Origin of the sequence: Thauera sp. 2A1, assembly GCF_009469595.2 — a bacterium.
GTDB lineage: Bacteria > Pseudomonadota > Gammaproteobacteria > Burkholderiales > Rhodocyclaceae > Thauera.
On the sequence record NZ_SSXV01000011.1, the window covers coordinates 91,672 to 112,559 of the forward strand.

Sequence of the window (20,888 nt, forward strand, 5' to 3'; positions counted from 1 at the left end):
CATGCACACGCCCCATGATCAGGCGCCAGCCGCCACCGGCCTGCTCGACCGCGTCATCGACTGGTCCGCTCGCAATGTCTTCCTGGTGCTGCTGGCCACGCTGTTCCTGATCGGCGGCGGGCTGTACGCCGTCAAGCACACGCCGCTCGACGCCCTGCCCGACCTCTCCGACGTGCAGGTCATCGTCTTCACCGATTTCCCCGGCCAGGCGCCACAGGTGGTCGAGGACCAGGTGACCTACCCGCTCACCACCTCGATGCTGGCGGTACCGCGCGCGAAGGTGGTGCGCGGCTTCTCGATGTTCGGCGCGTCCTGGGTGTATGTGATCTTCGAGGACGGCACCGACATCTACTGGGCGCGCTCGCGCGTGCTCGAATACCTCAGCACGGCCGCCGGCCGCCTGCCGCAGGGCGTTGCGCCGCAGCTCGGGCCGGACGCGACCGGCGTGGGCTGGGTGTACCAGTACGCGCTCACCGGCCGCGACATGAGCCTCGCCGACACCCGCAGCCTGCAGGACTGGTACCTGCGCTACCAGCTCACCAAGGCGCCCGGCGTGGCGGAGGTGGCCAGTCTCGGTGGCTACGTGCGCGAATACCAGGTCACCGTCGATCCGCAGCGGCTGGCGAGCTACGGCATCGCGCTCGACGAGGTGACGAAGGCGATCCGCGCGTCCAACCGCGACGTCGGCGGCCGCCTCGTCGAGCTCGCGGAGCGCGAATACATGGTGCGCGGCCGTGGCTACCTGCGCAGCATCGACGACATCGCCGCCATCGTGCTCAAGAGCGAGGGCGGCACCCCGGTGCGAGTGGCCGACATCGGCCGCGTCGAGCTGGTGCCCGCCGAGCGCCGCGGCATCGCCGAGCTGAACGGCGAAGGTGAAGTCGCCTCCGGCATCGTCATGGCGCGCTTCGGCCAGAACGCGCTCGACGTGATCGCCGGCGTGAAGGCAAAGATCGCCGAGATCGCCCCCGGGCTACCGGCCGGCGCCGAGATCGTGCCGGTGTATGACCGCTCGACGCTGATCGAACGCGCGATCGCCAACCTGAAATGGACGCTGCTCGAGGAAAGCCTGATCGTCGCCGCGGTGTGCGTCGTGTTCCTGCTGCACGTGCGCAGCGCGCTGGTGGCGATCATCACGCTGCCGCTGGGCATCCTGATCGCCTTCATCGCCATGCGCGCACTCGGGCTGGGCTCCAACATCATGAGCCTGGGCGGCATCGCGATCGCGATCGGCGCGATGGTGGATGCGGCCATCGTGATGATCGAGAACGCGCACAAGCATCTGGAGCGGCTGGATGCGTCCCCGGACGGGGCCGACACCAGCGCGCTTCGCGCCGCCGCCATCCTCGCCGCCTGCAAGGAAGTCGGCCCGGCGCTGTTCTTCTCGCTGCTGATCATCACCGTGTCCTTCCTGCCGGTGTTCACGCTGGAAGGCCAGGAAGGCCGGCTGTTCTCGCCGCTCGCCTTCACCAAGACCTTCGCCATGGCGGGCGCCGCGCTGCTGTCGGTGACCCTGGTGCCGGTGCTGATGCTGTTCTTCGTGCGCGGGCGCATCCTGCCCGAGGCGCGCAACCCGGTGAACCGCCTGCTGATCTGGCTGTACCGTCCGATCATCCGCGCGGTGCTGCGCTTCAAGGGCGTCACCCTGCTGCTGGCGCTGCTGGCGACCGCCGCGACCATCGTGCCGGCGCGCCAGCTCGGCTCCGAGTTCATGCCCACGCTGAATGAAGGCACGCTGTTCTACATGCCGGCGGCGCTGCCGGGCATGTCGGTGACCGAGGCCGGACGGCTGCTGGCCACCACCGACCGCATCATCAAGACCTTCCCCGAAGTCGAGTCGGTATATGGCAAGGCCGGCCGCGCCAGCACCGCCACCGACCCGGCGCCGCTGGAGATGTTCGAAACGGTCATCAACCTCAAGCCGCAGGACCAATGGCGGCCGGGCATGACCACCGACACGCTCATCGCCGAGATGGACGCCGCGCTGAAGTTCCCCGGCCTGGCCAACTCGTGGACGATGCCGATCAAGGCGCGCATCGACATGCTCAGCACCGGCATCCGCACGCCGATCGGCGTGAAGGTGTTCGGCAAGGACCTGGCGACGATCGAGCAGGTGGCGAAGCAGGTGGAGGCCGCGGTACGGAGCGTGCCGGGCACCTCCAGCGCCTATGCCGAACGCGTCGCCGGCGGCTACTACCTCGACATCGAGCCGCGCCGCGAGCAGCTCGCGCGCTACGGCCTCACCATCGACATGGTGCAGGACGTGGTCGCCACCGCGCTCGGCGGCGAGATGCTCACCACCACCGTCGAAGGCCTGGAGCGCTACGGCGTGTCGGTGCGCTACCCGCGTGGCCTGCGCGACGACGCGCAGCGCATCGCCACCGACGTCTACGTACCGACGATGAACGGCCCGATCCCGCTCGGCCAGCTCGCCGACGTGCGCCTGAAGCTCGGCCCGGCCGGCATCCGCACCGAGAACGCGCTGCTCGCCGCCTACGTGTATGTCGACACCCGCGACGCCGACCTCGGCGCCTTCGTGAAGAAGGCGCAGCAGGCGGTGGCCGAACAGGTGAGCTTCCCGCCCGGCTACTACGCCACCTGGAGCGGCCAGTTCGAGAACATGGAGCGCGCCAAGGAGAAGATGAAGATCGTGCTGCCGCTGACGCTGGCGCTGATCTTCGTGCTGCTGTACCTGAACTTCCGCCGCCTCACCGAGACGCTGATCGTGATGCTGTCGGTGCCCTTCGCGCTGGTCGGCGGCGTGTGGCTGATGTGGTGGCTCGACTACCAGATGAGCGTGGCGGTGGCGGTGGGCTTCATCGCGCTCGCCGGCGTCGCGGCGGAGACCGGCGTGATCATGCTGATCTACCTTGATCACGCCTGGGAGGCGATCCAGGCCCGCCGCCGCGCCGAAGGCAGGGCACCGACCGTCACCGACCTGTACGAGGCGATCATGGAAGGCGCGGTCGAGCGCGTGCGGCCGAAGATGATGACGGTGGTCGCCATCATGGCGGGCCTGCTGCCCATCATGTGGGGCAGCGGCACCGGCAGCGAGGTGATGAGCCGCATCGCCGCGCCGATGGTCGGCGGCATGATCTCGTCGACCGTGCTGACGCTGGCGGTGATTCCGGCGATCTATGCGTGGGTCAAGCAAGGACGGGTACCGGCAGATGCCCGCTCGGAGCGCCCCTGACAACCGGCAGACGCTGCACACCACATCGCCGCTCGTGCAGAATCCGGCCATGGCCCGGACTGGATGAGCAGCGATGGACGATGCCCGCGTTCCCACCTACAAGCTGTTCGGCGAGGAGGAAATCTGGCCGTCGTCGGATCTGGTCCATTACGAGACCATCGCGGCACGCAGTTCCATCTATGAATGGAAGATCGCCCCCCACCGCCACGACAATCTGCTGCAGATCCTGATGCTCGAGGCGGGCGATGCGTGGATCACCCTCGAAACGGTGACCGAGCCGCTGGCCTCGCCCTGCATCGCGCTGATCCCGCCGCGGGCGATCCACGGCTTCTCGTTCTCGCCCAACCTGGTGGGCCACATCGTCACGCTGCCACAGTTCCTGATCGCCGAGCTGCTGCACCTCGCCCCCGAGCTGCGCGAATCGCTGAAGCTGACCCGGCGCCACGCACTCGCCGGCGACGCAGCCGGCCTGGCGCTGATCAAGAGCCTCTTTGCGCGCTTCAGCGCCGAATACGCAGAGGCGAAGCCGGGCCGGGCCTGCATCCTGATGGCGCTGCTGATGGAAATATTGGTATGGCTGGCACGCGCGGGCGAGCCGCAGGCGCGGGAAGTCGGCCGCGATCGCTTCCGCCAGCGCATCGACCGCTTCCAGGAAATGATCGAAAAGCACTTCCGCGAATGGCGGCCGGTCAGCTTCTATGCCAGCCAACTGGGCGTTTCCTCGGCCCAGCTCAACGCGACCTGCCGACGCAAGACCAGCCGCAGCGCGCAGGCGCTGATCCACGATCGCCTGCTGCTGGAAGCGCGCCGCCTAATCGCCTACTCTGACCTCGACATCACGCGCATCGGCTACGAGCTGGGCTTCAAGGACCAGGCCTACTTCTCACGCTTCTTCACCCGCACCCAGGGCATGACGCCGTCGGCCTTCCGCGCATTTCACGGCCAGGCGGCCGCTGAAACACCCTCCGCATCCGACTGAACCCAGGCACACCGATGCCGCGGCGGGCATTCGCCGAACATTCGAAAAGTACATTCGATATCGACGTTTCCTCCATTCTCGATATTTTCGCCGGCTTCTACCATGGCAGCCGTACTTCGCTTCGGGCATCGGCCAGCGACGTACGAGCCAACATATCCACACCCGAGGAGAACGAAAATGATGGAAAGAACGCAAGTCTGCATCGTCGGCGCAGGGCCCGCCGGCCTGCTGCTCTCGCATCTGCTGCATCGCCAGGGCATTGCATCGATCATCGTCGAAGCCCAGACGCGCGAAGCGATCGAGGGCACGATCAAGGCGGGCGTGCTCGAGCACCCGACCGTCGAGCTGCTCAAGCAGGTCGGCGTGGGCGAGCGCATGACGCGTGAAGGCTTCGAGCATCACGGCATCGAGCTCGCCTTCGGCGGCAAGCGCCACCGCATCGACCTGCACGAGCTGACCGGCGGCAAGTCCATCATGGTCTATCCGCAACACGAGGTCATCAAGGACCTGGTCGCCGCGGTGCTCGCCAATGGTACGACCATCGAGTTCGGCGTCTCTGACGTCAGCCTGCACGACATCGACACCACCCGGCCGTCGATCCGCTACGCGAAGGGCGGCGAACCGCACGAGATCCAGTGCGACTTCATTGCCGGCTGCGACGGTTTCCATGGCCCCTCGCGCCAGGCCATCCCCGCCGCCATCCGTCAGGAACACCTGAAAGTCTATCCCTGCGGCTGGTTCGGCATCCTGTGCGAGGCCCCGCCGTCGAGCGACGAACTGATCTACGCGCAGAGCGACCGCGGCTTCGTGCTGGTGAGCACGCGCACGCCAAAGATCCAGCGCATGTACTTCCAGTGCGACCCCACCGACAACGTCAACAACTGGTCCGAAGATCGCATCTGGGCCGAATTCCGCGCCCGCATGGCCAACGACGAAGGCTGGGCGCTGAAGGAAGGCCGCATCTTCCAGAAAGGCATCATCGCCATGCGCAGCTTCATCTGCGAGACGATGCAGCACGGCCGGCTGTTTCTCGCCGGCGACTCGGCGCACATCGTGCCGCCCACCGGCGCCAAGGGGCTCAACCTCGCCGCGGGCGACGTGGTGGTGCTCACCAGGGCGATCCGCGACTTCTACCGCAACGGCAGCCAGGCGGGCCTCGACGGCTACAGCGCCACCGCGCTCAAGCGCATCTGGCGCGGCGAGCATTTCTCGTGGTTCATGACCACGATGCTGCACGACTTCGAGGGCGAGGACACCATCACCCGCCGCTTCCGCCGTGCGCAGCTCGACTACGTGGTCAGTTCCCGCGCCGCCGCGACTTCGCTGGCGGAAAACTACGTCGGCCTGCCGTTCGAATGCCTCGACTGACGAGGAAGCCGGCCTCGCCCGGTCATCAAGGACTGGCGTCAGGGCCGGCGAGCATTCGCGGCCGCCTCGCCGAGCAGTTCGCGGATCAGGCCGCGCAACCAGCGGTTGCCCGGGTCGTGATGAAAGCGCTCATGCCAGAACTGCTTCACCGTGTAGCCAGGCAGCGCGAACGGCGTCGGGTAGATGCGGAAACGGCCGTGCTGGCTCAGCATCTCCCCCAGCCGGGCGGGAATCGTGACCACCAGATCGGTGTGCTCGACCACGAAGGCCACGCCGAGGAAGTTCGGTACGCGCAACACCACCTTGCGCGTGACGCCCTGGCGCGCGAGCTCGCGCTCCAGGTAGCCATGGCCCGTACCCGAGCTGATCACCATGGCATGCTCTTCAGCCTGGAAGCGCTCCAGAGTCAATTCGCCTTGTATGCGAGGGTGATCCACGCTGGCGAGACAGACGTAGCGCTGCGCGAAGAGCGTCTGCTGGTAGAAGCCCGCGTCCAGTTGCGGCATGAAGCCGAGCGCCAGATCGACCTCTCCGGACTCCAGCATGTGCGCCGTCTCGAGCGACAGGCTGGTCACATCCACCGTCACGCCGGGAGCGAGCTGGTGCAGGCGGGTCCACAGCCCGGGCAGCAGCACGATCTGGGAGATATCCGTCATCGCGATGCGGAACATGCGCTGCACGGTGCGGGGATCGAAGGCGGTGCGGTAACCGAGCGCCGCCTGCAGCGCGTCGATCGCGTTGCGAATCGGTCGCACAAGCTCCTCGCCCAGCGGCGTCGGATCCATCCCGGACGAGGTGCGAACGAACAACGGATCGCCGAAATGCTGGCGCAGCTTGCCCAGGGCAATGCTGACCACCGGCTGCCCCAGCCCGAGCTGTTCCGCGGCGCGGCTCACGCTGCGTGTCTTGTAGATCTCGTCAAAGATCTGCAGCAGTCGGGTGTCGAGGCTATGCATGTACGGGATGGAAATTCGAATTTCGAATTGGATCTATTCTACTCATCACATTGAGACATGTGAGCCGACTGCATACAGTACGCGCCACACGAAACCGCGCGGCCGGGGCGCCGCCAGAGGAGGAAACAACATGCAGTTCTACAAGAATGGATTCAGAGGTGGCAACCCCGACATCAAGCCGGCGGCACCGAACCGTCGCAACCGCGGGATCAACGAACCCTTGCCCGAGAAGGTCGATGTGCTGATTGCCGGCACCGGCCCCGCTGGCTTGTGTCTGGCCGCCCAGTTGTCGCAGTTCCCCGAGATCGAGACGATGATCATCGAGCGCATGCCCAGCAACATCATCAAGGGCAAGGCCGACGGCATCAACACGCGCACCATGGAGATGTTCCAGGCCTTCGGCTTTGCCGATCAGGTCAAGCGCGAAACCTACTGGGTCAACCAAACCGCCTTCTGGATGCCCGATCCCGCGAATCCCGAGCGCATCAAGCGTGTCGGTCGCGTGCAGGACGTGGCCGACGACAGCTCGGAAATGCCGCACATCCTGATCAACCAGGCGCGCATGCATCAACTGTTCCTGGACGTCATGAAGAACTCGCCGTCTCGGCTGGAGCCGGACTACGGTTGGGAAGTGGTCAATGTGACGGTCGACCCCACCACCGAAGACTATCCGGTCACCGTGACCCTGAAGGACGCCACCGGCATCAACTGGTGGGCAACCCGCACCGTGCGCGCCAACTACGTGGTCGGTTGCGATGGCGCGCATTCCGCGGTGCGCAAGTCGATCGGCGGGCAACTGCATGGCGATGCCGCGCATCAGGGCTGGGGCGTCATGGACATCCTCGCCAACACGGATTTCCCGGATATCCGCCAGAAGTGCCTGATCTCCTCCGCCAAGGAGGGCAATGTGCTGATCCTGCCGCGCGAAGGCGGCTACATCTTCCGTATGTACGTCGAGCTCGACAAGCTCGCGCCGGACGAGAAGATCGCGCAGCGCAAGCTGAACCAGGATGACATCATTGCCGCGGCGAACCGCATCATCAAGCCGTACTCGATCGATGTGAAGGAAGTGGTCTGGTGGTCGATCTATGAGATCGGTCACAGCATCACCGACCGCTTCGATGACGTTCCCGAAGGCGAAGACCGCAATCCCCGCGTCTTCACCGCCGGCGACGCATGCCACACGCACTCGCCCAAGGCCGGTCAGGGGATGAACGTGTCGATGCAGGACACCTTCAACCTGGGCTGGAAACTGGTGCACGTGCTGCAGGGCCGGGCAGATGCCAGCCTGCTGCGCACCTACTCCAGGGAGCGTCTGACCGAGGCCAAGCGTCTGGTCGAGACGGACCACAAGTGGGCTCGCGTCATGTCGGCACCGACCACCGAGGCTGAACGCAATGGCACCGAGGAGCCGCGCATCATCCGCCAGTTCAAGGAGAACCTGGAATTCACCGGCGGCAATGCGGTGAAGTACGACCAGTCCCAAATTACGGGTGCCGGGACTCACGAGGCGCTTGCGAGCAAGCTGGAGATTGGCCGTCGCTTCCACTCGGCCCCGGTGGTGCGTGTGGCGGACGCCAAGCAGATGCAACTGGGCCATGTCGCCGAGGCAGACGCACGCTGGCGCATCTATGCGTTCGCAGGGAAAGCTGACGGTTCCGATGCGGGCTCGGCGATCCACAAGCTCGCGGACTGGCTGGAAACCAACCCCAGCTCGCCCGTCGTCAAGCACACCCGCAAGGGCGAAGACATCGACGCAGTGATCGACTTCCGCGCGGTGTTCCAGCAGACCTTCGATCAGCTCGCCTACGAGAACCTGCCGTCCTTGCTGAAGCCGAAGACCGGAAAGCTCGGCCTGCAGGACCATGAAAAAACCTTCTGCGTCGATCACAAGGGGCTTGGCGACATTTACGACATGCGTGGCATCGATCGTGACAGGGGCTGCATGGTGGTGGTCCGCCCCGACCAGTACGTTGCGCACGTCCTGCCGCTGGATGGCTTCGCCGAATTGTCCTCGTTCTTTGCTGGAATTCTCCGGTAATTCGATGTCGGCGCAGAATGACTGAAACGCTTCATGCGTTCGATCGGGAAGCGCTGCAACCGAACATCGCGCCGGGGCCGGCATGTGGCCGGACCTCGGCGGCGATCGCAAGCTCGACAATGACCGTATCGTCCAGAGGTGCTTCGACGATCGGTCTGATTTCCAAGGAGACTCCAATGATTCCCCCCCGCGTCAATATCGACCTCGTCCGCGAACGCATCGGCGCCTACGCCGAGCAGGACTACACGCAGGAAGAGCGTTTTGCGATCTACAAGGAGCTGATCGGCTTCGTGCCGCCGCGCATCGAGGCGCGCATCAACGTCACCGGCGCGCTCGACCCGAAGCTGCTCGAGCTGCAGGAGCAGATGCGCGCGCACGCCATGTACCCGAAGTGCTTCGACGTGAAGACTTCGCAACTGATGCTGTTCGGCATGCTGATGATGGATCTGAACGACGCCGCCCCGCTGCACGCGATCGCCGCGCGCCGCGCCGGCGCCACCTGGGAAGAGCTGCAGGCCACCATCGGCCTGGCCTTCCTGTTCCGCGGCCTGTCGGCGGCCAACCGCGGCGCCGAGATCCTGGCCAACATCGCCAAGCGCGAGGCCGATGAAGAAGCGACCGCGCAAGCGGGCGCGAATGCTGTCAACTGAGAGGAGACGACGATGAGTGGAGTGATTGCCGCGACGATCGCGGCGCATGTGCCCACGCTGGGCCTGGCGAAGAACACGCCCGACTACCAGCAGACGCTGGTGGCGGCCGAGCGCGAGTTGGGCGAAGCGATTCGCCGCCAGTTGAAGCCCGACCTGTGGGTGATCGTCTCCAGCCACTGGGTGGCCACCTTCGACTGGCCGGTGACCTGCCAGCCCCGGCACAAGGGGCACTGCGTGGCCGACGAGGCGCCGCAACTGATCCCGGGCCGCCCCTACGACTACCTGGGCGACCCCGAATTCGCCGGCGCGCTGGTCGAGGCCTTCAAGGCCGGTGGCGTACCGTCGAACCGCAACGACTCGGAATACTTCGAGTGGGACTACGGCACCTTCGTACCGATGCAGTATCTCGACCCGACGGGCGACGTGCCGGTGGTGGCGCTGCCCTCGGTGCTGATGTCGACGCACGAGGAATGCGTGCGCGCGGGTGAGCTGGTGCATGCGACGGCGAAGAAGCTCGGCCGGCGGGTGGTGTTCGTGACCAGCTCGGCGCTCTCCCACGTGCTGGTGCGCGGTCGCGAGAACTGGCCGCTGCCCGAGCGCATCGAAGCCGACCAGCGCTTCATCGCGCAGTTGAAGGCGGGGAAGATCGACGAGGCCGTGGAGGGCATCACCGAGTACAGCAAGTTCGTCGGTGCCGAGATGGGCGGCCGCCCGCTGGCGACGATGCTGGGCGTGGCACGCGCGATGGCGGCCGACGCCGGCCCGCTCGCCGGTCGCCAGTACGGCGAGTACGCGCAGTCCTCGGGTAGCGGCAACGTGGTGATGGCACTGGCAGACGCCGGCACCCTCGCCCGCCTGGGCTGATCGGTGTCGCGGGCCCGGCGGCGCAGCGAGCGCCGTCGGGCCCGCGCTCGTTGACCGCGCGTATCTCGCCGTCGGCTCGGGGAAGTCATTTGCTGCAGTACAACATTCCCGACCCACGACTCGATTAACATTGCTGCACTGCCGCAAATTCCCGCGGCACCTGCAATGGAGATCGACCGTGAATCTGAGCCTCGCCTTCGCCCGTCTCCGCGAGGCAGCCCTGACGCTGCTGCGCGGCGTAAGACCCCACGCGGACAAGTCCAGCGCTTCGGCTCATGCCAGTGCGGGCATCGGGCCTGCGGCCGCAGACAGGGCAGCCGTGACCCCTGAGGCAGCAAAGCCGGACGCCGGAGCCCCCGCAGCGGTCATGTCCGGCCCTGCGCCGCAGCAGGCGGTGGCAGTCGAGCCATTGCCGACCGTTGCGCCCCTTCCTGAAACGCCGCCGATGGCACCCGCGCCGCTGCCGGACCCCGACCACGACCGCCTGCTCGCCCGCTCGGCGCGGCTGCAGGAGCAGAAACTGGAATTCGGCGCGAAACTGGCGGACATGGAGAGACTGGTGCGCGAGTTCGAACGGCGCCAGTATGAGGCGCTGCACGAGGTTCTGTCCGAATGCCTGCGGCTGCGTCATGAGCACGCCCGGCTGCAGGCGGAACGCTCGGGTGCGGACGCCGACATCGACGCCGCGCGTGCGGCCGCGGATGACTTCGAGTCCTACCAGCGCAGCGCGCAGGCGCAGCCACCGGCATTGCCCGAACTCGATGAAAGCGAACGCGACGAACTGCGCCGGCTGTACCGGACGGCAGCGAGCCGCTGCCATCCCGACCGTGCCGGCGAAGCGGACAAGGAAGAGGCCCATGCACGCTTCCTGCGCGTGCAGGAGGCCTATCGCAACAACGACGCGGAAGCGCTGCGGCGCATCATCGACGAACTGCAGGAGCCTGCCGGCACGGCGGGCGCACATGGCGCATCGTCCGCGCCGGCCGTCGGCGACGGTCTGCGCCACCTTGTCGGAGAACTGCAGAACGAGGTCGCGGACCTGATCCTCGCGGTGCAGACCTTGCAGCTCGATCCCACCTACCGCGAAGCACGGGCAAGCGACGACTGGGACGCGCACTTCGCGGGTGCGCGACGCGCGTTCGAGCAGGAGTGCGCGACGCTGCGCCGCCACATCCGCAGCTTCGACTGGAAGCTGGCCTGAGCCGGTGGCCCGACCGGGCTCGGGTCAGCGCGACAGCAGGGCATCGTCCGGGCTCGCCGCGCGCCGGCCGCCGACGCGCCGCCGGGCCCACGGCATCAGGCTGCGGCTGAACGCGCCGTGGCCGTAAAGCCAGCGCAGGAAGGCGCGGGTGTTGCCGCTGGCCGCCTGGGCCTGCAACAGCCAGCGGTAGCCTCGATTGCCGAAGCGGGCGTACAGCGCCCGGTTGACCAGCGACGCGCGCAGCGGCTGTGCCATGTGCTGGCGCCACAGGCTGTCGTAGTCGCGTCCTTCGAGCAGCGCACGGGCGGCGAGCACGCCGGATCGCATGGCGTAGCGCATGCCGAAGCCGGCCAGGGCGTCCTGGAAGCCGGCGCGCTCGCCGACGACCGCACACCCGCCGTGCATCGCCGTCTGCGGCATCAGGATGTTCCCTGCCCCGGCATGGAAGCGCGGCGCCTGCATGTCGAGGCCGACCAGGCGCCGGAAGCGCTCCACCGTGCGCGCGACGTACGACTGCTGGCGGCCGAAGTCCGCGAACATGCAGCTCTTCACCGTGCCATGGCCGTTCATGACCCGCAGATAGGCATAGCCGCCCGGCGCCAGCGCGTCGTCCAGCACCAGCCAGAAGCCATTCGCCATGCCGGTCTCGAACTGGTAGCCGGCGGCGACCGCGTCGGCATGCGTGGGACCGGTGGCGAGGATGTGGACGGCGCCGGCCTCGCGCACACGACTGCCGAAGCGCAGCTCCACACCCAGGTCGAGCGCCTGCTGCAACAGCGCATGATCAAGGCTGCCCGGTCGCGGACCGCGCTCGACCACGTACACCAACGGCGACGGGCTGCGCAAGGCGTAGGCGCGGTCCCAGGCATCGAAGGCGACGCCCTCGCTGCAGCCATGACGCATGAATCCGTCAGTCAGGCCCTGTGCGCGCAGTTCGTCAAGCACGTCTTCGCCGCCCGACCAGTTCTCGAGCCCCTGCAGGTCGGCACCGAAGCGGCATCCCACCTCGCGGCGCGCCTCGTGCACCACCACCCGACGCCCCGCATGTGCCAGCGTGATCGCGGCAGCCAAGCCCGCGGGCCCCGCGCCCGCGATGGCGACGGGGTGATTCGCGGATGTTTGCTCAACTTCAGGGTCATCGTGCGGCATCGGCTCTTCCCCACGCCGTTGCGGCCCGTGCCGTCCTGCGCCGGCCGGTCTCGGCAAGGCCAGGCTGACGGCCTTCAGGCGTCGTTGAGCACGCGGAAGCCCACCGTCGGCGCGGTGAAATCGTCGGCCGTGGCGCCGAGGCCGATCTCGCCTTCGCCATTGAGCGTGCAACTGTCGCGCCTCAGCGTCACCGCCACCGGCGAACCGGCGAAGCGCACCCAGGTGCCGTTGCTGCTCGAGTCGGTAAGCACGCACTGGCCACCATTCCACTCGATGCGGGCATGGCGCCGCGACACGCGCTGGTCGTTCACCTGGAAGCCCGCATCCTGGCCGCGGCCGATGATGAGCGGGCCGTCGTGCGGCTCGAGCCGAAGGTGCTGGTCCATGCAGTTGAGATCGATGCGGTGCTGGGCCGGCCTTTCGCCCTGCATCTCGAAGAACTCCATCGGCGCCGTGAGCGTCGTTTCGGCGGTTCGCGCCCAGTCGATGCGCCACACGCGCATCGGCTCGGCCTTGCCGCGGATGATGATGCGGTCGAGGTTGTGGCAGGCGACACGGTGAAAATCCGGCAGGCAGGCGTAAACCGATTCGCCGACGAGGATCTCGCCCGACTGGGCCAGGTCGCTCAGGCGTGCGGCGACGTTGACCGCGTCGCCATAGCAGTCGCCGTCGTGCTCGACGATCAGCCCGCGCTCGACGCCCGTCTTGGCCTCCAGCCGCACCCTGCGCAGTTCGGCGATGTCGAGCTCGGCGAGCAGCTCCTTGACCCGCGCACAGGCCTCGACCGCGGCCACGGTGTCGTCGAACAGCACCAGCACGCCGTCGCCCAGGTACTTGACGATATGCCCGCCGGCGCGCGCGAAGTGCTGGCCGATGGCCTGCGTGCAGCGCGTGACGACCTGTGTCGCCAGGACATTGCCGATCGATTCGAACAGACCGGTACTGCCCGTCAGGTCGACAAATACGACGGTCCTCACCGACTGTTCCACATCATTCCTCATGAAAAACGGGCGCCTGCTGCAAGGCCGCAGGCTACGGCACCACACGGCAAATCTGGCCAAATCCGATCTGACCACATTGATACAGGCCTGAATCGTAACACTGCGGCCCGTCCAGCGTCATCGCCCGGGCATGGGACCGGCGACGCCAGCACGCCTGGGTGGGCTCAGGCCCGATCCGCCGCCAGGACCTGCAAGGCCGCGGCCAGCAGCGGCGCGATGGCGACGGAATTGGTCGGATGGGCGATGCAGTCGGTGCTCCACACCTGCCCGACCCCCGCGTCCCGGATGGTCTGCAGCGCATCGTCGGCAAACAGGGCGTGGGTGACCGCGACGTCCACCCGGGCGGCCCCGGCCTGCAGCAGCAGGCGCGCAGCCTGCGCCAGGGTGCGACCGGAACTGGCGACGTCGTCGATCAGCACCACGGCGCGGCCCCGCAGCTCCAGCGGCGGCAGCTCGACATCGACCTCGTGGTCGCCATGACGGCGCTTGCTGCACACCGCGTGCTCGAAGCCGTGCCGCGCCGCGGCGGCGCCGACCCATTGCGCCGACTCGGCGTCGGGACCGATCAGCACCGGGGCAGCACCGCCACATCGGGCCGCGATCAGGTCGGCCAGCAACGGTGCGGCAGACAACGCCACCGCGTGGCCCGTCGGCACCGTTTCGGCCAGGCTCGCCACGCGGTGCAGGTGCGGATCGACCGTGATGACGGCATCGAACAGGCCGGCAAGGAACTCGCCCAGCACGCGCTGGCTGATCACCTCGCCTGGGTGAAAGGCGATGTCCTGCCGCATGTAGGCGAGGTAAGGTGCGACCAGGGTCAGGTGGCGGACGCCGAGCGCGCGCGCAGTACGCGCAGCGAAGAGCAATTCCACCAGCTTCTCGTTGGGGCGGACCAGGCTGCGGAACAGCACCACCCCCAACGGCAGACCGCCACCGCCATCGACCGGCAGGCGCAGGCGCAACTCGTCGTCGGGGAAACGATGGCGCTCGATGCACGCCGAGGCCAGCCCGGCTTCGCGCGCCAGGCGCTCCGCCGCCTCGCGCTCGTCGTCGAAATGCAGCAGCAGGTCCATCACAGCTCCACGTACATGTGCGGCACCTCGACCACCCGGCCGATGGTGTAGGCACTCGCGCGCGCGGCAGCCTGGCGGGCGAACTCGAGATCTGCCGGGAAATCGGCGTGCACCCGGTACAGCGCCTCGCCCGCCACCACCGGATCACCCAGCTTGCGCTGCAGGTCGACGCCTGCGCCGGGCACCTTGGGCGCGCCGGCCAGGCGCGCGATGCGGGCAAGCTGGTGATTGTCGATCGCCGTCACCACGCCATCGGCCGGCGCCGCGACGACGAAGTCCAGGCGCGCGAGGGCCGGCGCGTTGTGGTCGAAGGGTTTGCCTCCCTGGGCCTGGATGATCGCGTTCATCTTCGCCAGCGCACGGCCGGAATCGAGAATGTCGCGCGCAATGGCGAAACCGTCGCCGCCGCGCACGTCGGGGTCGAACTCCAGCATGCGTCCGGCCAGGCGCAGCGCCTTCTGCCGCAGGTCGTTGGGCGCGCGCGGGTCGTTCTCCAGCACCCGCATCACGTCGCGAGCCTCCAGCACCGGGCCGATGCCGCCGCCGATGGGCTGGCGACCGTCGGTGATCACCACATCCAGCGCCAGGTTCAGGCGTGCGGCGACGAACTCGAACAGCTTGCGCAGGCGCTGCGCCTCGGGCATCGAACGCACCTTGGCGCTCGGCCCCACGGGGATGTCGAGCACGAGGTGGGTGGAGCCGGCGGCGATCTTCTTCGACAGGATGGACGCCACCATCTGGCCCGGCGAATCGACCGACAGCGGCCGCTCCACCGAGATCAGCACGTCATCCGCCGGCGACAGTTGCGCGGTGCCGCCCCAGGCGAGGCAGCCGCGGTGCTCGCGCACGATCTCGGACAGGCGCTCCATCGGCAGCTCGACGTTGGCCAGCACTTCCATGGTGTCGGCGGTGCCGGCCGGCGAGGTGATCGCGCGCGACGAGGTCTTGGGGCACAGCATGCCGTGCGCCGCGACGATGGGCACCACCAGCATGGATGTGCGGTTGCCGGGGATGCCGCCGATGCAGTGCTTGTCCACCACCGGCCGCTCGCGCCAGTCGAGCCGGCTGCCGACCGCGGACATCGCCTCGGTGAGGAAGTAGACCTCCTCGCGGTCGAGCTCGCCCTGGTTGGACGCGACCACGAAGGCGGTGAGCTCGATCTTGGAATAGCGGTGCTCGGCGATGTCGCGCACGATGGCTTGGAAATCGTCGCGTGTCAGGCGCTCGCCGGCGATCTTGCGGTGCAGGGCCGGGATCGAGGTCGGTGGCTCGGCCTGCGACACCACCACCGACGCGCCCGGACTGGCGCCAAGCTGCGCGAAAGCGTCCTCCGACAACCCGAGCTCGTTGCAGCGCACGATGCGCGGGTCGGTGGTGACGTTGAGCGTGGCGAGGATGCGCCGCCCATTGGCGCGCACCTCGACCTTGGCCAGGGCCTGGAAGCCTTCGGCGCGATAAACCTCGCAGTCACGATGCAGGTAGGCGACGTTCTCGCGATACGTGTCGATCGCCACCCGCCGCAGCGCGAGCGGGAAAGCCGTGCTGCCATTGCCTGTGGCCGGCGTCGGTGCGGTCGTATTCATGATTCCAGCCTACACCCGCAAGCGGCCGCATTGAAGCACCCCCAACGCGCAAGGCAGGAGAAATTCCGCACGGATTCCGCACCGCGCGGCGGTCGACCGTTGCGCCACGCTCGCGTAGCATCGCCGGCCGTCCCGCCACAGACTCCGACCATGCAAGCACCTGCCCGCGCCTGCGGCATCGACTTCGGCACCTCGAACTCCACCGTGGGCTGGCTGCGCCCGGATGCGCCGGCCCTGCTCGCACTCGAGGATGGCCGGCCGACGCTACCGTCGGCGGTGTTCTTCAATGCCGACGAGGACAGCACCTGCTACGGCCGCGCCGCGCTCGCCGAGTACCTCGAAGGCTACGAAGGCCGCCTGATGCGCGCCCTGAAAAGCCTGCTCGGCAGCAGCCTGATCGACGGCCACACCGAGGTGCACGGCCGCGCGCTGCGCTTTCGCGACCTGCTGGCGAGCTTCATCGGCGAGCTCAAGCGGCGCGCCGAGGCGCAGGCCGGGCGCACCTTCGAGCAGGCGGTATTCGGCCGCCCGGTACATTTCGTCGACGACGACGAAGCCGCCGACCGCAAGGCGCAGGGCACGCTCGAATCGATCGCGCATCAGGTGGGTTTTCGCGAGGTGAGCTTCCAGTTCGAGCCGATCGGCGCGGCGCTGCACTACGAACTTTCGCTGGCGCACGAGGAGTTGGTGCTGATCGCCGACATCGGCGGCGGCACCGCGGATTTCTCGCTGGTGCGCCTGTCGCCGGAGCGCGCGCGCGGCCTTGGCAAACACGCCGAGCGCCATGAAGACCTGCTGGGCAATGCCGGCGTGCACATTGGCGGCACCGATTTCGACCGCGTGCTGAGCCTGGAATGCGTGATGCCGCTGCTGGGCTATCGCGGCCGCATGAAAAACGGCGCCGAAATCCCGTCGAGCATCTTCTTCCAGCTCGCCACCTGGCACACCATCAACTTCGCCTACAGCCGCCAGGCATGGGCCGACCTGCAGCACATCTACCGCGATGCGTTGGCGCGCACCGAACTCGACCGCCTGTCGCGGCTGGTGAGCCGGCGCGAAGGCCACTGGCTGGCGCTGCAGGTGGAACAGGCGAAGATCGACCTGTCCACCGCGCCGGTCGCGACGCTGAACCTCGACCGCCTCGAAGCCGGCCTGACGCACGCCATCTCCCGCGAGGACTTCAGCCGCGCCACCCGCACGCTGGTCGAGCGTGTGGGCGAATGCGTGGGCGCGCTGCTGACACAAGCCGGCGTGCGCCGCGAGCGCGTGGACACGATCTACTTCACCGGCGGCGCCAGCGGGGTGGCGCAACTGCGCGAACGCATCGCCGCCGAGCTGCCCGCCGCACGCAGCGTGGAAGGCGATCTCTATGGCAGTATCGGAGCCGGACTCGCGGTGGAGGCGGCAAGACGTTATGGATGAACCGGGAATGGGGCAGGATGCCGCCGCCAGCGCACTGGCGCAGCCGCTGCGCTGGCTGGCGTTTCGCGGCGCCGAACTGCTGCTCACCGACGCCGGCACGCTGCCGGCGGGCGACGCGCTCAGCGCGCTCGGCTGCCTGCCGCTGCGCACCCAGTCGCTGGGCGTGCCGGCCGACGCCGGGGCGGGCGCCGGCCTGCCCTGCCAGGCGGCGGAACTGCCGGCCGACGCCGAGCCGCCGCCGGGCACCCGCTTCACCCACCTCAAGCGCCTCAACGACGTCCTGCCGGACAACCTCCGCCGCCTCGCCGCGCGCGCGCTGGAACTGCTCGAATGGGACCGCGCGCACCAGTTCTGCGGCGCCTGCGGTTCGGCGACGGTGCAGCCGGGCGACGCCAAGGTGCGCCGCTGCACCAATCCCGCCTGCGGCCGCGAGCACTATCCGCGCGTGTCGCCGGTGGTGATCGTCGCGGTGGAGCGCGGCGACGAGATCCTCCTCGGCCGTTCCTACCATTTCGCGCCGGGCTTCTACAGCACGCTGGCGGGCTTCGTGGACGCCGGCGAATCGGCCGAGGAGGCGATCCACCGCGAGATCGACGAGGAAGTGGCGCTGCGCGTGCGCAACGTGCGCTACTTCGCGAGCCAGCCCTGGCCTTTTCCGCATTCGCTGATGCTGGGCTTCCAGGCCGAATACGAGGCCGGCGACATCGTCTGCGCGCCGGACGAGATCGAGCACGCCGGCTTCTTCCATGTCGATGCGCTGCCTGCCTCGCTGCCCAGCCCGTCGACCATCGCCCACTGGCTGCTGCGCGATTTCTGCCGCCGCCGCGGGCGGCCGTGGCCGCCGCAGCAGGGCGGCTGAGCGTCACCCTCAACCGTCACCCCCAGCCGTCACCCTCAGCCGTCACCCTCAGCCGGCAGGCAACAGCGCGGACTCCAACGCGACGCGTCCTGAGGCATTGCCCATCAGGATCAGCGTCTGTCCGGGCTCGATGCGGAACTCGTCGGGCGGATTGAAGTGCATCTCGCTGCCCACGCGCACGCCCAGCAGCACGTAGTGCGGGCTGCGCCGCCCCAGCTCGGCCAGCGTGCAGGGCTCGAAGCCGCCCGGCACGCTCGCTTCGTCGATGCGGGTCTTGACCTCGGAGCGCAGCATCTCGTCAAGGAAGGACACCACCTGCGGCCGGATCATCGACGAGGCGATGCGCATGCCGCCGGTGAAGTCCGGCGACACCACCACGTCCGCACCGGCCTTGCGCAGCTTGTCGGCGTTGCGCAGTTCGTGGCAGCGCGCCACCACGCGCACCGTTGGATTGAGCTGCTTGGCGGTCAGGCAGATCATCAGGTTGCGGCTGTCGTCGCCGGTGACGGCGAACACGCCTTTCGCGTCCGCGATGTCGGCGCGCACCAGCACGTCGTCGTCCGAGGCGTCGCCCTGGATGTAGAGCAGTCCGGGGTAGCGCTCGAGGAAGCGCTCGATCTCGCCGACCTCGGTGTCCACCGCGACGAAACGGTGGTTGGTCACCTGCAGCTCGATCGCCACGTTGCGGCCGACGCGGCCGAAACCGCAGACGATGTAGTGGCTGTGCAGCTTGCGTATGGCCTTTTCCATGCGGCGCCTCCGCAGCGCTTCGTTAAGATCGGTTTCGAGGAAGAAGACGGTCAGGCTGGAGAAGATGAAGGTCACCGTTCCAAAGCCGGCGAACGACACGAAGGCGGCGAACAGGCGGCCGCCATGGCTGCGGCTGAGATCGACGACTTCGCCATAGCCGACGGTGGTGATGGTGATGGCCGTCATGTAGAAGGCGTCGGACAGCGGCGTGCCCGCGGGGCCGTAATGCAGGAAGCCGGCCGTGCCCACCAGCAGCAGCAGGACCAGGGCCGCCGTTGCCCAGTAGATGCGGCGCAGCACGCGCGAGGTTGGCGCTGCCACGCCAACCAGTTGCTGCCGCACATCGGTGATGCGCTCCACCCCGCCCCCTTTGTGCCCCGCCGGCCGCTCGACGCACCTGCGCCGGACCTTTGTCCACCGCCCGCGTGGCACCTCCCCATGGCTAATTTTCGCACCGCGCGCACGCGCTGTCAGCGGCCATGGCACCGCAGCACCACGCGGCCCTAGCCGGCCACACGGAAGACCACTTAGCATATTGATTATTATGGATTTTTCATGAATCCTCAGGTTGACGGGGGTGGCCTTCGGCTGCTAGGTTTGAACTGTTTATTTCACAGGAGCTGCGCGACTTCCAGCAGTCTCATCGGCGGATGCACGACTGGAGGAAGGCACTGCGGGACCCATCATGCGACCCAACGTCAAGCTCGATCACCCGCGCGGCGAAACGCACCGCACCATCCGGCTGGGTGCGCGTCACGGCATGCGCAAGAGCCCGCGGACGGGTTTCGTGCGCCTGCTGTATGTGGCGGCCGTGCTGTTTTCCGTCCTTCCTGCCAAGCCGGCCCGCGCCGCGGTGGAGCACAAGCTCTCGCACGGCGCCACGCCCTCGCTGCGCATTTCGCCCGAGGGCTGGGGCAACACCTCGCTGGACGAACTCAGGATCGTTCTCGACGCGGTCGCGGCGGAGCTTGCGCCGCGCTTTCCCGGGCGCGAGCTCGGCACGCTGCGCATCGTCTACGGCGAAGGCGGCCCGCTGGCCTTCTATGACAAGAGCGCCGACGGCGACTACGTGATCCGCCTGAGCGCGCGTCAGTCGCGCTGGCACCAGTTCGTGTACCAGTTCTCGCACGAGCTCTGCCACCTGTACTCCAATTTCGACAACAAGCTCGCCCATCATGGCGAGATCGGCCACAGCAACCAGTGGTTCGAGGAGAGCGTGTGCGAGGCGGCGGCGCTGTACACGGTGCGGCGGCTCGCCAGCCGCTGGGAAACCGATCCACCGGCGCCACAGTTCGCCGGCTACGGTCAGACGCTGCAGGCCCTCGCCGACTACCTCGTCAGCGAACCCCACCGGCGCCTGTCGGCCTCCACCACGCTGGCCGACTGGTTCCGCTCGAATCGTGCGGATCTCGAGGGCAGCCCCTATCTGCGCGACAAGAACGAGGTGGTGGCCAATCGCATGCTGCCGCTGTTCGAGCAGAACCGCGACGCGCTCGGTGCGATCGCCTACCTGAACCATCGCCCGGAAGACGCCGAGCGCCCGTTCGGCGACTATCTGCGCGCCTGGGAAGATGCCTGCCCGCCGGCGCAGCGCGCGGTGGTGGCGCAGATCATCGGCCTGTTCGAAGGCAGGGAGGCGCAGCAGCAGGAGGCTCCCAGGCCAGCGAGCCCCGCAGGGCTGATGTTCGCGCAATCGGCGCGCTGATCAAGCTGATGGCATGAACGTCAAGGGCGGCTCCGCAGAGCCGCCCCTGTCAGTTGGGCCTTGAGCGCACCTTCGGCCTGACGGCTGCCGGCAA

At 67.8% G+C, this 20,888-nt stretch carries 17 protein-coding genes; 10 read left to right on the top strand and 7 right to left on the bottom strand.

Annotation, left to right across the window (positions count from 1 at the left end):
* The first annotated feature begins 1 nt into the window (after nt 1).
* The 3 genes from GH664_RS12035 (at nt 2) to GH664_RS12045 (ending at nt 5,540) form a co-directional block, all read left to right on the top strand.
* Nucleotides 2-3,193: an efflux RND transporter permease subunit gene (locus tag GH664_RS12035; RefSeq protein ID WP_269468951.1), complete on the top strand. Its 3,192-nt coding sequence runs from the start codon at nt 2-4 to the stop codon at nt 3,191-3,193.
* A 73-nt stretch (nt 3,194-3,266) separates the two neighbouring features.
* On the top strand, nt 3,267-4,172 hold the full coding sequence (locus tag GH664_RS12040; RefSeq protein WP_153168315.1) for a helix-turn-helix domain-containing protein: 906 nt from the start codon (nt 3,267-3,269) through the stop codon (nt 4,170-4,172).
* A 177-nt stretch (nt 4,173-4,349) separates the two neighbouring features.
* Entirely contained in the window at nt 4,350-5,540 is a 1,191-nt protein-coding gene (locus GH664_RS12045) for a 4-hydroxybenzoate 3-monooxygenase (protein ID WP_153168316.1), read from the top strand.
* Between the two features lie 38 nt (nt 5,541-5,578).
* Here GH664_RS12045 and GH664_RS12050 read toward each other — a convergent pair whose 3' ends face one another.
* Nucleotides 5,579-6,496 (bottom strand): LysR family transcriptional regulator, encoded by a 918-nt coding sequence (locus tag GH664_RS12050; RefSeq protein ID WP_153168317.1) that lies wholly within the window; start codon nt 6,494-6,496, stop codon nt 5,579-5,581.
* Nucleotides 6,497-6,626: 130 nt separating this feature from the next.
* Here GH664_RS12050 and GH664_RS12055 point away from each other — a divergent pair, with 130 nt between their 5' ends.
* Entirely contained in the window at nt 6,627-8,537 is a 1,911-nt protein-coding gene (locus GH664_RS12055) for an FAD-dependent monooxygenase (RefSeq protein ID WP_153168318.1), read from the top strand.
* A 31-nt stretch (nt 8,538-8,568) separates the two neighbouring features.
* Here the strand turns inward: GH664_RS12055 and GH664_RS12060 are convergent, their stop codons facing one another.
* Nucleotides 8,569-8,703 carry a hypothetical protein gene (locus GH664_RS12060; RefSeq protein WP_255424936.1) on the bottom strand — a complete coding sequence of 45 codons (135 nt, stop codon included), beginning with the start codon at nt 8,701-8,703 and terminating at the stop codon, nt 8,569-8,571.
* A gap of 10 nt (nt 8,704-8,713) precedes the next feature.
* Between GH664_RS12060 and GH664_RS12065 the strand changes: the two genes are divergently transcribed.
* The 3 genes from GH664_RS12065 (at nt 8,714) to GH664_RS12075 (ending at nt 11,252) form a co-directional block, all read left to right on the top strand.
* Nucleotides 8,714-9,187 carry a carboxymuconolactone decarboxylase family protein gene (locus tag GH664_RS12065; RefSeq protein ID WP_153168319.1) on the top strand — a complete coding sequence of 158 codons (474 nt, stop codon included), beginning with the start codon at nt 8,714-8,716 and terminating at the stop codon, nt 9,185-9,187.
* Nucleotides 9,188-9,199: 12 nt separating this feature from the next.
* The gene (locus tag GH664_RS12070) at nt 9,200-10,051 is read left to right on the top strand and encodes a hypothetical protein (RefSeq protein WP_153168320.1); all 852 of its coding nucleotides are present in this window, start codon (nt 9,200-9,202) and stop codon (nt 10,049-10,051) included.
* Nucleotides 10,052-10,229: 178 nt separating this feature from the next.
* Nucleotides 10,230-11,252 (top strand): J domain-containing protein, encoded by a 1,023-nt coding sequence (locus tag GH664_RS12075; RefSeq protein ID WP_153168321.1) that lies wholly within the window; start codon nt 10,230-10,232, stop codon nt 11,250-11,252.
* Nucleotides 11,253-11,276: 24 nt separating this feature from the next.
* On the opposite strand, the gene GH664_RS12080 is transcribed toward GH664_RS12075, so the two are convergent.
* The 4 genes from GH664_RS12080 to GH664_RS12095 form a co-directional block, all read right to left on the bottom strand.
* Nucleotides 11,277-12,401 carry an NAD(P)/FAD-dependent oxidoreductase gene (locus tag GH664_RS12080; RefSeq protein ID WP_153168322.1) on the bottom strand — a complete coding sequence of 375 codons (1,125 nt, stop codon included), beginning with the start codon at nt 12,399-12,401 and terminating at the stop codon, nt 11,277-11,279.
* 74 nt (nt 12,402-12,475) lie between these two features.
* Complete coding sequence (locus GH664_RS12085) at nt 12,476-13,378, bottom strand: adenylate/guanylate cyclase domain-containing protein (protein ID WP_228111486.1); 903 nt, start codon at nt 13,376-13,378, stop codon at nt 12,476-12,478.
* A 188-nt stretch (nt 13,379-13,566) separates the two neighbouring features.
* Nucleotides 13,567-14,475, bottom strand: coding sequence for a ribose-phosphate diphosphokinase (locus GH664_RS12090; RefSeq protein WP_153168323.1), 909 nt, complete (start codon nt 14,473-14,475; stop codon nt 13,567-13,569).
* Nucleotides 14,475-16,058 carry a thymidine phosphorylase family protein gene (locus GH664_RS12095; protein ID WP_153168324.1) on the bottom strand — a complete coding sequence of 528 codons (1,584 nt, stop codon included), beginning with the start codon at nt 16,056-16,058 and terminating at the stop codon, nt 14,475-14,477. The genes GH664_RS12090 and GH664_RS12095 overlap by 1 nt, the downstream gene beginning before the upstream one ends.
* Before the next feature lie 150 nt (nt 16,059-16,208).
* Here GH664_RS12095 and GH664_RS12100 point away from each other — a divergent pair, with 150 nt between their 5' ends.
* Nucleotides 16,209-17,480 (top strand): Hsp70 family protein, encoded by a 1,272-nt coding sequence (locus GH664_RS12100; RefSeq protein WP_153168325.1) that lies wholly within the window; start codon nt 16,209-16,211, stop codon nt 17,478-17,480.
* Nucleotides 17,473-18,339, top strand: a complete 867-nt coding sequence (gene nudC / locus GH664_RS12105) for an NAD(+) diphosphatase (RefSeq protein ID WP_228111487.1) — start codon at nt 17,473-17,475, stop codon at nt 18,337-18,339. Before GH664_RS12100 ends, nudC begins: the two co-directional genes overlap by 8 nt.
* Before the next feature lie 48 nt (nt 18,340-18,387).
* On the opposite strand, the gene GH664_RS12110 is transcribed toward nudC, so the two are convergent.
* Nucleotides 18,388-19,449 carry a TrkA family potassium uptake protein gene (locus tag GH664_RS12110; RefSeq protein ID WP_228111488.1) on the bottom strand — a complete coding sequence of 354 codons (1,062 nt, stop codon included), beginning with the start codon at nt 19,447-19,449 and terminating at the stop codon, nt 18,388-18,390.
* A gap of 325 nt (nt 19,450-19,774) precedes the next feature.
* Between GH664_RS12110 and GH664_RS12115 the strand changes: the two genes are divergently transcribed.
* Entirely contained in the window at nt 19,775-20,794 is a 1,020-nt protein-coding gene (locus tag GH664_RS12115) for a hypothetical protein (RefSeq protein ID WP_153168327.1), read from the top strand.
* The last annotated feature ends 94 nt before the right edge of the window (nt 20,795-20,888 follow it).